We start from the raw sequence: 13,467 nt of genomic DNA on the forward strand, positions 1-13,467 counted from the left end.
GGGGGTAAGGAAACCAGGGGCGGCGGATATCGCTTTCCGTTTCGGGTTGACTGGGGGTTTCGGCTCTCCTATGGTTGCGGAACACGCCTTGGAAAGCCCTTTCCAAGGGTCGAGGGAGGCGCGGGGAACTGTGAGCGAGCGACGTATCGGGATCGTCATGAACGGCGTCACCGGCCGGATGGGGCTGCGGCAGCACCTGGAGCGCTCGATCGTGGCGATCCGGGAGCAGGGCGGGATTCAGGCTGCGGACGGGACGATGATCATTCCGGACCCGATCCTGGTCGGGCGGAACGAGCTGAAGCTGAAGCGGATCGCCGAGACGTACGGGCTGACCCGGTGGACGACCGACGTGGACGAGGCGCTGGCGCAGCCGGATGTGGAGATCTACTTCGACTCGCAGCTCACGCAGTTGCGGGAGAAGGGGGTCCGCAAGGCGGTCGAGGCCGGCAAGGCGATCTACTGCGAGAAGCCGATCGCCGACAGCCTGGAGGCTGCGCTCGACCTGGCGAAGCTGATCCGGGACTCGGGGCTGAAGAACGGCGTCGTCCAGGACAAGCTGTCGCTGCCGGGGCTGCGGAAGTTGAAGCGGCTCGTGGACGGCGGGTTCTTCGGGAAGATCCTGTCGGTGCGCGGCGAGTTCGGGTACTGGGTGTTCGAGGGTGACTGGCAGGAAGCGCAGCGCCCCTCGTGGAACTACAAGTCCGAAGAGGGCGGCGGGATCATCGTCGACATGTTCTGCCACTGGCGGTACGTGCTCGACCAGATCTTCGGCGAGGTCAAGTCGGTCTACTGCCAGGGCGCGACGCACCTTCCGGCCCGCTGGGACGAGCAGGGCAACGAATACGCGGCCACGGCCGACGACGCGGCGTACGGCGTCTTCGAGCTGGAGGGCGGCATCGTCGCGCAGCTGAACTCGTCGTGGACCACCCGGGTGTTCCGGGACGAGCTGGTCGAGTTCCAGGTCGACGGGACCGAGGGATCGGCGGTTGCCGGGCTGCGGAACTGTCGCGTGCAGCACCGTTCCGCGACGCCGAAGCCGGTGTGGAACCCGGACATCCCCGCGACCGAGAGCTTCCGCGACCAGTGGGCGACCGTTCCGGACAACGAGACGTTCGACAACGGGTTCAAGGTGCAGTGGGAGATGTTCCTGCGGCACATCGTCGACGACGCGCCGTGGTCGTGGGACTTCGTCGAGGGCGTCAAGGGCGTTCAGCTCGCCGAGCTCGGCCTGCAGTCGTGGCGCGAGGGCCGCAAGCTCGAGGTGCCGGCGCTCGACCTCGGGACCAAGTGATGGAGCTCAAGCTCCCGAACGCCGGTGGACTGGAGACGTACAAACTCTCCGGTACGCCGGTTGCCCAGGGCACCTATTCTCCCGCGAAATCGCGGTTGGCGTTCGCCGCGGCGCATGTGGTCGCGGATCCGCTCGGTGACAACTCGCCGGGCGCACCCGCGGTGATCGATTGGGAGCACACGCTGGGCTTCCGCCGACACCTGTGGTCGCTCGGGTTGTCGGTCGCCGAGGCGATGGACACGGCGCAACGCGGAATGGGCCTCGACTGGGCTTCCACCCAAGAGCTGATCCGGCGCTCTGCGGCCGAAGCACCGGACGGGCGGATCGCGGTCGGCGTCGGCACAGACCAACTACCCGCTGGCGCTCACTCGCTCGACTCGGTGATCGCGGCGTACGAGGAGCAGTTGGCGGTTGCCGAGGACGTCCAAGCTCAGCCGATTCTGATGGCTAGCAGGGCGTTGTGTGCGGCTGCCGCTGGGCCGGACGACTACCGGAAGGTCTACGACCGACTCCTCAGCCAGTCTTCGCGACCGGTGATTTTGCACTGGCTGGGGTCGATGTTCGACCCGGCGCTGGACGGTTACTGGGGTAGCGACTCGGTCGAGGTGGCAACTGATGTTGTCGTCGGGCTGATCGAGGACAACATCCAGAAGGTCGACGGGATCAAGATCTCGCTGCTGGACGCGGACAAGGAAGTTGCCCTGCGCAATCGTCTCCCCGAGGGCGTTCGGCTCTACACCGGCGACGACTTCAACTATCCCGAGCTGATCCAGGGTGACGGCGACCGCTACAGCGACGCGCTGCTCGGTATTTTCGCGGCGATCGCACCCGCGGCGGCGGCAGCACTGAAAGCGCTCGACGACAACGACCTCGACACCTACAACCGGGTCTTCGCGCCGACCGTCCCGCTCGCACGCCAGATCTTCTCCGCGCCGACCTACTACTACAAGACCGGAATCGCCTTCCTGGCTTGGCTGAACGGCTTCCAGCCCGGTTTCACAATGGTCGGTGGACTCCAGACCGGTCGCGCGCTGACGCATCTCGCCGACACGTTCCGGTTGGCGGATCAGGCCGGCGTACTGACCAATCCTGAGCTGGCTGTCGACCGCTTCCGGCAGTTGCTCAAGGTGGGCGGGGTCGACGCGTGAACCGCTACAGCTTGAACCAGGCAACGACAAAGTACTGGCCGCTCGAGGACGTGGTGAAGGCCAGCGCCAACGCCGACCTCGAGTGGATCGGTCTCTGGCGGGAGCCGATCCAGGAGTACGGCGAGGAGCGCGCCGCCAAACTGGTCAAAGATGCCGGGCTCAAGGTGTCTTCACTCTGCCGCGGCGGTTTCTTCACCGCGACCGACCCAGCCGAACGCCAAGCGAAGATCGCCGACAACCGCCGCGCAATCGACGAGGCAGCAATCCTCGGTACGCCGGTCCTCGTGCTCGTCAGCGGTGGATTGCCGCCGGGCTCCCGTGACATCGACGGCGCCCGCGCGATGATCAGCGACGGCCTGGCCGAGCTGGCGCCGTACGCGGAAGAGCGCGGTGTGACGCTCGCCATCGAGGCGCTGCACCCGATGTTCGCGTCGGACCGCTGTGTCGTCTCGTCACTCGCCGGGGCGCTCGACCTGGCCGAGCAGTTCCCAGCCAGCCAGGTCGGCGTGATCGTCGACGCCTATCACCTGTGGTGGGACGCCGACATCTACCGCCAGATCGCGCGCGCCGGCGACCGCATCGTCTCGTACCAGGTCAGTGACTGGACCGTACCGCTCCCCGCCGACAACCTGCTCGGCCGCGGAATGATGGGCGACGGCGCGATTGAACTCCGCCGGCTCCGGGAAGCGTGTGACGACGCCGGGTACGACGGTCCGATCGAGGTCGAGATCTTCAACCAGGAACTGTGGGACGCGCCGGGCCAGGAGGTCTTCGACCTGGCGTACGCCCGCTATCAGGAGCACGTCGTCTAAAACACGAGGAGCCCGAGTATGACCATCCCTGCCGACGGTATCGGCATGCACCTGTACACGATGCGGGACGTGCTGGCAGAGGACTATCCGGGGACGCTGAAGCGGCTGGCCGACATCGGGTATCGCACGGTGGGCGTGAGTGGGCGGTACGACCACAGCGCCGACGAGATCCGCGGGTTCGCGGACGACGCCGGGCTGCGGATCGTGCTGGAGCACGTCGGCTACGCACGGATGGCGGACAACTGGGCCGGCGCACTGGCCGACGTACAGACGCTTGGGGCGCAGTGGGTCGTCGTACCGTCCATCCCGGTCGAGCAGCGATCGATCGAAGGCTTCCGTACGGCGGCCGCCGCGTTCACCGAGGCTGGTAAGGCGGCGCGGGATGCCGGGCTGAAGCTGTTGTTCCACAATCACGGGCATGACTTCAACGAGGTCGACGGGACGGTGTTGTACGACATCCTGCTCGACGTCGATCCGGAACTGCTCGGCTTCGAGCTGGACCTGTACTGGGCCGTCGACGGCGGTCACGACCCGGCGAAGCTGTTCCAGGAGCACCCGGGGCGGTTCCCCGCGCTGCATGTGAAGGACATGGCCGAGGACGGGTCCTGGGAGGACGTCGGCGCCGGGAAGCTCGATTTCGGTGCGATGTTCGAGCACGCGGCCGCGGGCGGGGTCGAGCAGTACCTGGTCGAGCACGACAAACCGACCGATTCCTGGGCCTCGGCCGAGCGCAGCTACCGCGGTCTGACGGAGATTTAGCGCTCTCCCTGTGGATACAGCCGCTCACGTTTGGTGAGTTCGGCCTATTCTCGTTAGGTGATCGAGCCGACAGTGCAGCTGACCGCAGTCCGGCGGTTGTACGAGGTGAGCGCGCGGATGGGCGCCGGGCGCAGCCTGGCCGAGACTCTGCAGGCGGTCGTCGACGGCGTGGTGGACGGTCTGGGCTTCGGGATCGCCGTGCTCAACCTCCGCCAGCCGGACGGAAAATTCGAGGTCATCGCGGTCTCCGGGTCGCCGGAGGCCCGCGAGGCTCTGCTCGGGACGATCAGCGCGGCCGACATCTTCGACGCGGAGTTCGCGATCGCGGATGTGTGGGGCGGGCTGCGTTTCGTGCCGCATGAGCGGCTGCCCGAAGGCGACGTGGTCGGCTGGGTGCCGGACGTGCCGATTGCGAAGGGCCCCGATGCGTGGCACCCGCTCGACGCCCTGTTCGCGCCGCTGTATTCGTCCGAGAACGAGCTGGTCGGGATGCTGTCGGTCGACCTCCCCGAGGACGAGCGCCGCCCCGGGCCGATCCACCGCGAACTGCTGGAGATCTTCGCGACCCAGGCCGGGCTCGCCATCGACAAGGCCCGGCTGAACGACGAACTGCTCGCCGAGAAGGCCCGCCTGGAGGCGAGCGAGGCGACCTTCCGGATGGTCTTCGAGGGCGCCGGGAACGGGATGGCCACGGTCGCCCTCGACGGTGATTCGGCCGGCCGAATCCTCCGGGTGAACCACGCCTTCTGCCAGATCACCGGGTACGGCACCGAGCAGCTGGTCGGTGCGGCCGCGAGCGACTTCCTGCGCGACGAGGAGCCCGAACAAACCCGCCGCGAACTGGCACGGCTCGCCCGCAGCAAAACGCCGTACCGGTTCGAGCGGATCTTCACGCAGCCGAGCGGCAACGAGATCTGGCTCGGCGGTACGGCGGCCATCGTCGCCGAAAGCACCGGTCAACCGAGGATCCTGCTCGTCCAGATCGACGACGTGACCGCCCGCAAGGACGCCGAACGCGAACTCCGCCACCACGCGGCCCACGACCCGCTCACCGGCCTCCCGAACCGCCGCCTCCTGCAACGCCGCTTCGACCAGGCCCTCGACCGCACCCGCACCTCCGGCCGCCCCGGCGCCCTCCTCTTCTGCGACCTCAACCACTTCAAACTCATCAACGACGGCCACGGCCACGAAGCCGGCGACCACGCCCTCCGCGAAATCGCCGACCGCCTCACCACCGCCGTCCGCCACGGCGACACGGTCGCCCGCCTCGGCGGCGACGAGTTCGCCATCCTCGCCGAAGACATCGAAGGCGCCGCCCTGACCGCCCTCATCACCCGCCTCGAAGAAGCCGTCCGCCGCCCGCTGGCCGGCATCACCACAACCGTCACCACCGCGATCGGCACCACCCCGATCACGCCCGGCTCTCCTGACCTCGACACGCTGCTGCACACCGCAGACCAAGCCATGTACGCCGCCAAACACCACCGCAACTGAACTGTCGGCGGCTTCTGTTTGGATCGTCGTCACAACGCTGGGGTGAGGGGTGGGGACCGTGCGGACGGTAGTGAATGGTCGGGCTTTCTTGACCTTCGGGCAGATCTACGTCGAGAGCGGCGATGAGCGCCCGGACTTCGACGACTCGTTCCGCGGGCAACAGAACGGACTGTGCGGAGCGGCCATCGCCGGCACGTTGTGCCTGATGACCGGACTACACACCGGACATGTTGGCTTGATCGTCGAGGTGTGCGACGAGGCGCCGGTGATCGACGAAACCTGGGAAGACATCGTCGAGGCACCTTTCCGCCCGGCGGGCGATGCCACGGTGTACGGGTTCGACTCCAGCGATTGGTGGGAGCTCGGCCTCGAGCCGGCCGACTACCGCGTTCGTTACTGCGGCCGCGCGATCGACACCGGGCGCGAGTCCGACGATGAGAAGGAGTGGGACGATCCGCCGATCGATCACTATCTCCTGCAGTTCTGGCCGGCACCACCGGAGCCGGATCAGGTGATCAAAGTGACGAGCCGAATGGCCCGGGACTCACACGATCGAACCCGCCGGATGCGGCCCCCGGCAACACCTGACGAAATCGCAACAGCTCAGGCCCGCCGCGAGGAGTGGGCGGCCGACCAACTGCGAGCGCGGGAGCTCGAATCATGGGGCGGAACGCTCCCCAGCGAACGAATTCGCGAGACCTATCACGCCTTTCAGCTGGTCAAGTTCGACCGGCCGCTCCTCGACGACCTGGATCGAGCCGATGACGAGCTACTGATCGCCGTCGCGCGGTGGGCCGCCCGCCAGACGTGCGCCGCAGCCGAGCTGGACCAAATGCAGTGGGTCGCGGACGCCCTCGACCGAATGGATGCGGGCGTCGACGAGCGCGACGTCATCCAAGCGCCACCCGGCACCTTCGGCACCGAAAACCTGGCGATCGCAACCTTCGGCGGCTGGGACTCCGGGCAGACCAGGCTGGTCCAGGCCCTACTCGCAATCCAATCGCCCTACGACGAACCACTCGACGCCGCGCTGTCCACGCTCTGGATGGCAATCGGCGCGTACGGCGAGTGGCGCGGCACCGAGGTGATCGCGAAGCTGCGGCTGACCTTTCCACAGCTTGGTGAGGGGTGAGCATCATGCGGGTGGCGATGAGTGGGCGCGCGTGGGTTTCGTATGGGCAGATCTATGTGGAAAGTACGCCGTTCTCAGGCGTCATGGAGGACTCCTTTCGGGGGCAGCGGAACGGGCTGTGTGGAGCAGCGAGTGCTGGGGTGTTGTTCCTGGTGACCGGGCTGCACACGGGCGAGGTCGGGTTCACGGTGGAGGTGCATGGCACGGCGCCTCCGCTCGACGATTCGTGGGAAGAGATTGTCGAGGCGTCGTACCGGCCGGCTGGCGAGGCGATGCTGATCACCTGGGGCGGGGACGGCGGGTGGTGGCCGCTGGAACTGGCGGAGGCGGACTACCGCGTTCGGTACTGCGGCTGGGGAATGGATGCCGGGCACCAAGCGAACCCACCCTCCGACGACGAGCCGGTGGTGGATCGCTACCTACTGCAGTTCTGGCCGGCAGCCCCGGCTGCGGATCGTGTCGTCAAGGTGACGAGCGCGAACGCGACGTACTGGCACGACGCCATGAGCAACCTGCCACCACCCCTACCACCCCCGCCACCGCTGACCGCCGAGCAGTTCGCCGCAGCACAAGCAGAGCAAGACGAGCGGATGGCCGAGCAGATCCGGCGGCAGCAGTTGGCGTCATGGGGTGGGAGTCTCCCGAGCGACCGGATCCGAGGGACACGCACCGCGTTCCACCTGGTGAAGTTCGACCGGCCGTTGCTGGACGACCTGGACCGCGCAGACGACGCCACGCTCATCGCCGTGGCGCGGTGGTCCGCTCGCCAGGCGTGTGCCGCTGCCGAGCTGGACCGAATGGACTGGGTCGCGGACGCACTCGACCGGATGGATCAGGGCGTCGACCAGTCCGAGATCATCCAGCCGCCGCCGGAAACGTTCGGCACCGAAGGCAAGTTCGCGGTCTTCTCCTCCACCGGTTGGGACGCCGGCAACTCCAAGCCCATTCAGGCCTTTCTCGTCATCCACCGCACGTACGACGAACCTCTGACCGCCGCGCTCTCCACGCTCTGGATGGCAATCGGCGCGTACGGCGAGTGGCGCGGCGCCGAGCTGATCGCCAAGCTGCGCGAGGCGTTCCCGCAGCTCGGCTAGCCGGAGGGAGCGCGGCCGCAGAGGTAGGTGCTCGTTTCGAGCAGATCTTCCGTAACGCGGATGCCGGTGAGGTGCTCGGCGAGAGCAAAGGTGGCTTCGGTGTGGAGTGAGTAGTCGCGATCGTCGCCACTGCGTAGATCGAAACCGACGTGCTCCATGACGTCGACGAGCCCATCCGGATCGGCGCCCTCACGGTGGTACGGGAAGAGCGGTTCGAAGCGGAGGCGGACGGTGCCGTCCTCCATCCAATAGAACCAGTCCTCGGCATCAACGTTGCTGTAGTGCGAGACCACACGAGTGCCCTCCGACAACGGGAGGAGGACGGGCATGCTGATACCGAGGATGCCGATCCATTCGATCAGCAGTGTCCAGCCATCGAGTTGAGTGGCGCCGATGCCAAAGCGACCGTCCCCGTCGGGATAGCGCTTGGGATAAGCCTTCTCCGAGAAAGTGATGAACGCGCTGAGCCCTGCCGCGCTTTCGGTGGGCATGGCGTCGATGCGCCGAAGGGCCTCCGTCGGATCGATACCTTCGACCATGGTCAGGCAGTAGGCAAAGCTGAGTTGTGTGCCGTCGAACCAGAGATAGTCCTGGGCCGTCATGAGCCCAACTTCGCCAGGGCGTTGTCCGTCAGGCGGTAGACGGTCCAGTCGTCTTGGGGGTTGGCGCCTAATGCCTTGTAGAAGTCGATGGCGGGGGTGTTCCAGTTGAGAACTGACCATTCGAGGCGTTCGTAGTTGTTGTGGACGCATTCCTCCGCCAATGCCTTGAGGAGGGCTTTGCCGAGGCCGGTGCCGCGGGCTTCGGGGCGGACGAAGAGGTCTTCGAGGTAGATGCCGTGGACGCCGCGCCAGGTGGAGTAGCTGAGGAACCAGATGGCGCAGCCGACGATGCGGTCGTCGAGGAGGGCTACGTGGGCGAAGACGGCGGGGGTTTCGCCGAAGAGGGCGGTCTGGAGTTGCTCGGCGGTGAGGTGGCACTCGTCGGGGGCTCGTTCGTAGTCGGCCAGGGCGTAGACGAGTTCGACGATGGCAGGGACGTCTTCGAGAACGGCACGGCGTACGGTCATGCCGCCATCCTGCACCACGCCGGCGCGGTGATTTCACCTCAGCGACAGCCCTCCGACACCTCGCGAGAGAACAGTGAAGGCGCTTTCTCCCCTGAATCCGCCTCGTCCAGGAGGTATTTTTCATGACTGTTTCACGCCGCCGCTTTCTCGCCGTGGGTGGCGCGGGCTCGGCCGCCGTGCTGCTCGGCACCGGCGCCTGGGATGCCTCGACCACGTACGCGGCGCCAGCTGCCGCCGGCAATCCGTTCACGCTCGGTGTTGCCTCGGGCGATCCGCAGTACGACAGTGTCGTGCTGTGGACCCGCCTCGCCACTGATCCGTTCGCCATCGACGGCAAGGGCGGGATGCCGGACCGCACGGTCCGCGTCGAGTACGAGGTCGCCCTCGACGAACGCTTCCGGTACGTCGTCCGCCGCGCCGGCGTCGTTGCGACCCCTGAGCTCGGGCATTCGGTGCACCCTGAGGTCCGTGGCCTGCTCCCGGATCACGTCTACTACTACCGCTTCCGCACCGGCAACCAGGTCTCGACGATCGGCCGCACCCGGACGACGCCGCACCCGTTCGCGTCACCGCGACAGCTCAAGTTCGCCTTCGCGTCGTGCAATGCCTGGCAGGACGGGTACTTCACGGCGTACGACCACATGGCGCAGGAGGACCTTGATCTGGTCGTGCACCTCGGCGACTACATGTACGAGTCGGGCGTGAAGACCAACAAGCGGGGCGTCACCACCGACCCGCGATTCCACACCGAGACGTTCGACCTGGCGCGGTACCGGTTGCAGTACTCGCTCTACAAGTCGGAGGCACCGCTGCAGGCTGCACACGCTGCGCACCCCTGGATCCACACGTTCGACGATCACGAGGTCGAGAACAACTGGGCCGGTGACATCTCGCAGATCGACACCGAGCCCGACCAGGACCGCGCGGTCTTCCGCGCCCGCCGCGCGCAGGCCTTCCAGGCGCTCTACGAGAACATGCCGTTGCGCCACGAGCAGATGCCGGCCGGGCCCGACATCCGCTACCACCGCCGCCTTCCGTACGGGCGGTTGGCCGACTTCACCATCCTCGACACCCGGCAGTACCGCTCCGACCAGGTCTGCGGCGACACCGACTCGTCCACCTGCACCGACCGCTACAACCCGGACAACACGATGCTCGGCGGCAAGCAGCGCGCTTGGCTGCTCGACGGTTTCAAACGGTCCCGCGCGCGATGGCAGGTGATCGGCAACCAGACCCCGATGGGCCAGACCGACTGGACCCCCGGCCCGGAAACCCATGTCTGGACCGACCCCTGGGACGGATATGTTGCCGAGCGCAACAAGGTCCTCGGTGCGGCGCAGGACAGCGGCGTACGGAACCTGGTCGTCATCACCGGCGACCGGCACCAGAACTACGCCCTCGAGCTCAAGCGCGACTACGACGCCCCGGAGTCGGCATCCGTCGGCACCGAGTTCGTCGGTACGTCGATCACCAGCGGCGGTGATGGCGCCGACATGACCGCCCAGGGCCAGCAGTTCCTGGCCGCCAACGCCCACCTCAAGTTCTTCAACAGCCAGCGCGGCTACGTCCGGGTCACGGTCGACCAGAAGCAGTGGCGCTCCGACTTCCGCGTGCTCCCGTTCGTGCAGAAGCCAGACGCCACGATCAGCACCCGCGCGACGTACGTGGTCGAGGACCGCAACCCCCACGTCCACGAGGCCTAAACAGACAGGCCGCCGTCCACGGAAAGCACAACACCGGTCACGTACGACGACCGGTCGCTGAGCAACCAGGCGGCGGCCTCGGCCACCTCGGCCGGCTGCGCTGCCCGCTGCAACGGGACCTGCCCAACGATGAAGTCGATGGTCCCGGGCTGCGCCGTGTCCCAGTCCTGCAGCATCTCCGTCAGGGTCGCGCCCGGTGCGATCGCGTTGACCCGGATCCCTTCCGGACCGTACGTCTTGGCGGCCGACTCGGTCAGGCTGTTCCCGGCCCGCTTCATCGCGCCGTACCCCGGAAGCTGCGGGTTGGCCCCGAGACTGCCGACACTCGACGTGTTCACGATGCTGCCGTGCCCCGCGCCGGCGCGGATCGCCGCAACCTCGGCGGCCATCGCGACCCACAGTCCGCGGAAGTTGACGGCGTACTGCTGATCCAGCGCGTCGATCGGCAGACCGTCCATCGGCCCGGGCTCCTGACCGGTGGCGCCGTTGTTGAATGCACCGTCCAACCGCCCGTACGTCGACACTGTCCGCTCCACCGCCGCTGTCACGGAATCCGGATCCGCCAGGTCACAGACGACGTACTCGCCGTCGATCTCCTTCGCAACAAGCGCCAACTGCTCCTCGGTGCGAGCGGCGAGCATCACCTTGGCACCCTCGGCCGCGAACAGCCGAGCTGCGGCAGCACCGATCCCGCGACCGGCTCCGGTGACGAGAATGACCTTCCCTGCAAGCAATTTGTCCATGCCACCCACCGTGCGCGGCGGCGAACACGGTAACCAGGAACCATCAGTACCTGGTTACGCGCAGCGATCCGGGCACACTGGACGGTATGGACAAGGCGGAACTGGCGGCGTTCCTGCGCAGCCGACGGGAACGGATCACCCCGGCCGAAGCCGGGCTTCCCGCCGGGCGACGACGCCGTACGCCGGGACTTCGGCGCGAAGAGGTCGCGCAGCTCGCCTACATCTCGACCGAGTATTACTCCCGGCTCGAGCAAGCCCGGGCGCCACACCCGTCCGGCGAGGTGCTGGCTGGGCTCGCACGGGCACTCCGCATGTCCGATGCCGAACGCAACTACCTGTACCAGTTGGCCGGCGTACCGGTGAGCCCGCCCGGACCGTCGCGGGTAGTGCGGCAAAGCATCCTCGACCTGATCGAGCGGCTGCCCACCACGGTCGCGATGGTGCTCTCGGCGACGTACGAGGTGATCGCCTGGAACCCCCTCGCCGCGGCGTTGCTCGAGGATTTCTCACAACTCTCCCGGCCGGACCGAAACCTGCTGCGCCGAGTGTTCCTCGGCCCGGGCTCTCCGGACGGCAAGGTCTTCAGGGCATCCAGCGGCGACCAGTTCGCCCGGCACGCCACCAATGTTCTGCGAACGACGGCCGCGCGGTATCCGGATGACCCGGAGGTGCGGGAGCTGATCGCCGACCTGCTGGCCGGCAGCCCACGGTTCGTCGCGCTGTGGCAGGCGCACGATGTGGCCGCCGAGCCCGCGCTCTGCAAGTCCTTCGACCACCCGCTGGTCGGACCGATCACCGTCAACTGTGACTCCCTCGCGATCCCCGACCGCGACCAGCAACTCGTCCTGTACACGGCGACCCCGGGATCGCCGTCGGAGGAGGCACTGCGGTTGCTGTCGGTGATCGGCACGCAGGAGCTCAGCCCAACCACTCCCGGTGATTCATGACTGCGACTGGTTAATCCCTCCACACATTGCTGTTGGAGTTAAAGGTTCACATGCGGGAACTTGGAAGGTATGACGAACTCTCCCCGCACGATCGGTGATGTCCAGGTCAGCCCGATCGGCCTCGGCGCGATGCCGATGTCGATCGAGGGCCGTCCCGACGAGGCCCGGTCGATCGCGACGATCCACGCTGCCCTCGACGCCGGAATCACCCTGATCGACACCGCCGACGCGTACCACCTGACCGCGACCGACGTCGGTCACAACGAAACCCTGATCGCCAAGGCACTGGCGTCGTACGGGGGTGACACTTCCAACGTCGTCGTTGCCACCAAGGGCGGGCATCTGCGCCCCGGCGACGGCAGCTGGACGCTGAACGGCTCCCCCGAATACCTGAAGCAGGCGGTCGAGGGATCGCTGAAGCGGCTCGGCGTCGAGGCGATCGGCCTCTACCAGTTCCACCGGCCCGACCCGAAGACGCCGTACGAGGACTCCGTCGGCGCGATCCGCGACCTGCTCGACGCCGGCAAGATCCGCCAGGCCGGCATCTCGAACGCCAACCCCAACCAGATCCGCCAGGCCAACGACATCCTCGGCGGCCGCCTGGTCTCGGTCCAGAACCAGTTCTCGCCCGCGTTCCGCTCCAGCGAGCCCGAACTCGACCTCTGCGACGAACTCGGCATCGCCTTCCTGCCCTGGTCCCCGCTCGGCGGCATCTCCAACGCCGGCGGCCTCGGCGACAAGCACCCCGCCTTCCACACCCTCGCCGCCGAACTCGGCGTCAGCCCCCAGAAACTCACCCTCGCCTGGATGCTCGCCAAGTCCCCGGTCGTCATCCCCATCCCCGGCTCCAGCCGCCCAGAAACCATCCGCGACTCCTACTCCGCCATCGACCTCACCCTGACTCCGGACCAGGTCGCAACCCTCGACGCCGCCTGACAAATCTGCCGCCATTGCAACAAGTGGCAATGTTGTCCACAGATCCCCACAGCACCCCTCCTGTCACCCGCTGCGACCACTAGGCTCGGACGGTCGACTTCTCGGGAGGATCAAGTGGGGATCTGCGTCCGCTGCGGGAATCAGCGAGACCCGGCCAGCCAAAGCTGTCCACATTGCGGAGCCGGGTCCGCAAAGCCTGCCTATCCACCGCCGACGCTCGCGCCGTTCGTGGAGACCCCGGGCCCGCCGACGACCTCACCGGCATCGTGGCCGGCGCCTGCCAGCACGTCGCAGGTGCCGGGCCCGGCACCGCGCAGATCGCTCGGGACTAACATCAGG

14 protein-coding genes are annotated in these 13,467 nt (G+C 67.1%); 10 read left to right on the forward strand and 4 right to left on the reverse strand.

Annotation, left to right across the window (positions count from 1 at the left end; all coding sequences use genetic code 11):
- The first annotated feature begins 130 nt into the window (after positions 1-130).
- Genes E1263_RS30455 through E1263_RS43390 form a run of 7 tightly spaced genes read left to right on the forward strand, consistent with a single transcriptional unit; the run spans position 131 to position 7,730 of the window.
- Positions 131-1,291, forward strand: a complete 1,161-nt coding sequence (locus tag E1263_RS30455) for a Gfo/Idh/MocA family protein (protein WP_132173605.1) — start codon at positions 131-133, stop codon at positions 1,289-1,291.
- Positions 1,291-2,439 carry a dihydrodipicolinate synthase family protein gene (locus E1263_RS30460; protein ID WP_132173607.1) on the forward strand — a complete coding sequence of 383 codons (1,149 nt, stop codon included), beginning with the start codon at positions 1,291-1,293 and terminating at the stop codon, positions 2,437-2,439. The genes E1263_RS30455 and E1263_RS30460 overlap by 1 nt, the downstream gene beginning before the upstream one ends.
- On the forward strand, positions 2,436-3,251 hold the full coding sequence (locus tag E1263_RS30465) for a sugar phosphate isomerase/epimerase family protein (protein WP_132173609.1): 816 nt from the start codon (positions 2,436-2,438) through the stop codon (positions 3,249-3,251). Before E1263_RS30460 ends, E1263_RS30465 begins: the two co-directional genes overlap by 4 nt.
- Positions 3,252-3,269: 18 nt before the next feature.
- Positions 3,270-4,010, forward strand: coding sequence for a sugar phosphate isomerase/epimerase family protein (locus tag E1263_RS30470; protein ID WP_132173611.1), 741 nt, complete (start codon positions 3,270-3,272; stop codon positions 4,008-4,010).
- Between the two features lie 57 nt (positions 4,011-4,067).
- Positions 4,068-5,504, forward strand: coding sequence for a diguanylate cyclase domain-containing protein (locus tag E1263_RS30475; protein WP_238161668.1), 1,437 nt, complete (start codon positions 4,068-4,070; stop codon positions 5,502-5,504).
- Positions 5,505-5,562: 58 nt separating this feature from the next.
- Complete coding sequence (locus E1263_RS30480; protein WP_132173613.1) at positions 5,563-6,636, forward strand: hypothetical protein; 1,074 nt, start codon at positions 5,563-5,565, stop codon at positions 6,634-6,636.
- Positions 6,633-7,730, forward strand: a complete 1,098-nt coding sequence (locus E1263_RS43390) for a hypothetical protein (RefSeq protein WP_202869130.1) — start codon at positions 6,633-6,635, stop codon at positions 7,728-7,730. Before E1263_RS30480 ends, E1263_RS43390 begins: the two co-directional genes overlap by 4 nt.
- Here the strand turns inward: E1263_RS43390 and E1263_RS30490 are convergent.
- Both E1263_RS30490 and E1263_RS30495 read right to left on the reverse strand, forming a co-directional pair.
- Complete coding sequence (locus E1263_RS30490) at positions 7,727-8,332, reverse strand: DUF6461 domain-containing protein (protein ID WP_132173615.1); 606 nt, start codon at positions 8,330-8,332, stop codon at positions 7,727-7,729. The genes E1263_RS43390 and E1263_RS30490 overlap by 4 nt on opposite strands.
- A complete protein-coding gene (locus E1263_RS30495; RefSeq protein WP_132173617.1) occupies positions 8,329-8,799 on the reverse strand; it encodes a GNAT family N-acetyltransferase in 471 nt (156 codons plus the stop codon). The genes E1263_RS30490 and E1263_RS30495 overlap by 4 nt, the downstream gene beginning before the upstream one ends.
- A 122-nt stretch (positions 8,800-8,921) precedes the next feature.
- Between E1263_RS30495 and E1263_RS30500 the strand changes: the two genes are divergently transcribed.
- Positions 8,922-10,502 (forward strand): alkaline phosphatase D family protein, encoded by a 1,581-nt coding sequence (locus E1263_RS30500; protein ID WP_132173619.1) that lies wholly within the window; start codon positions 8,922-8,924, stop codon positions 10,500-10,502.
- Here the strand turns inward: E1263_RS30500 and E1263_RS30505 are convergent.
- Complete coding sequence (locus E1263_RS30505; protein ID WP_132173621.1) at positions 10,499-11,245, reverse strand: SDR family NAD(P)-dependent oxidoreductase; 747 nt, start codon at positions 11,243-11,245, stop codon at positions 10,499-10,501. The two genes, E1263_RS30500 and E1263_RS30505, sit on opposite strands and share 4 nt — an antisense overlap.
- Before the next feature lie 86 nt (positions 11,246-11,331).
- Here E1263_RS30505 and E1263_RS30510 point away from each other — a divergent pair, with 86 nt between their 5' ends.
- Both E1263_RS30510 and E1263_RS30515 read left to right on the forward strand, forming a co-directional pair.
- Complete coding sequence (locus E1263_RS30510) at positions 11,332-12,192, forward strand: helix-turn-helix transcriptional regulator (protein ID WP_132173623.1); 861 nt, start codon at positions 11,332-11,334, stop codon at positions 12,190-12,192.
- A 69-nt stretch (positions 12,193-12,261) separates the two neighbouring features.
- The gene (locus E1263_RS30515) at positions 12,262-13,128 is read left to right on the forward strand and encodes an aldo/keto reductase (protein WP_132173625.1); all 867 of its coding nucleotides are present in this window, start codon (positions 12,262-12,264) and stop codon (positions 13,126-13,128) included.
- A 200-nt stretch (positions 13,129-13,328) separates the two neighbouring features.
- On the opposite strand, the gene E1263_RS44145 is transcribed toward E1263_RS30515, so the two are convergent.
- Positions 13,329-13,463, reverse strand: coding sequence for a hypothetical protein (locus tag E1263_RS44145; RefSeq protein ID WP_272949709.1), 135 nt, complete (start codon positions 13,461-13,463; stop codon positions 13,329-13,331).
- Between the last annotated feature and the right edge of the window lie 4 nt (positions 13,464-13,467).

Origin of the sequence: Kribbella antibiotica, assembly GCF_004349055.1 — a bacterium.
GTDB lineage: Bacteria > Actinomycetota > Actinomycetes > Propionibacteriales > Kribbellaceae > Kribbella > Kribbella antibiotica.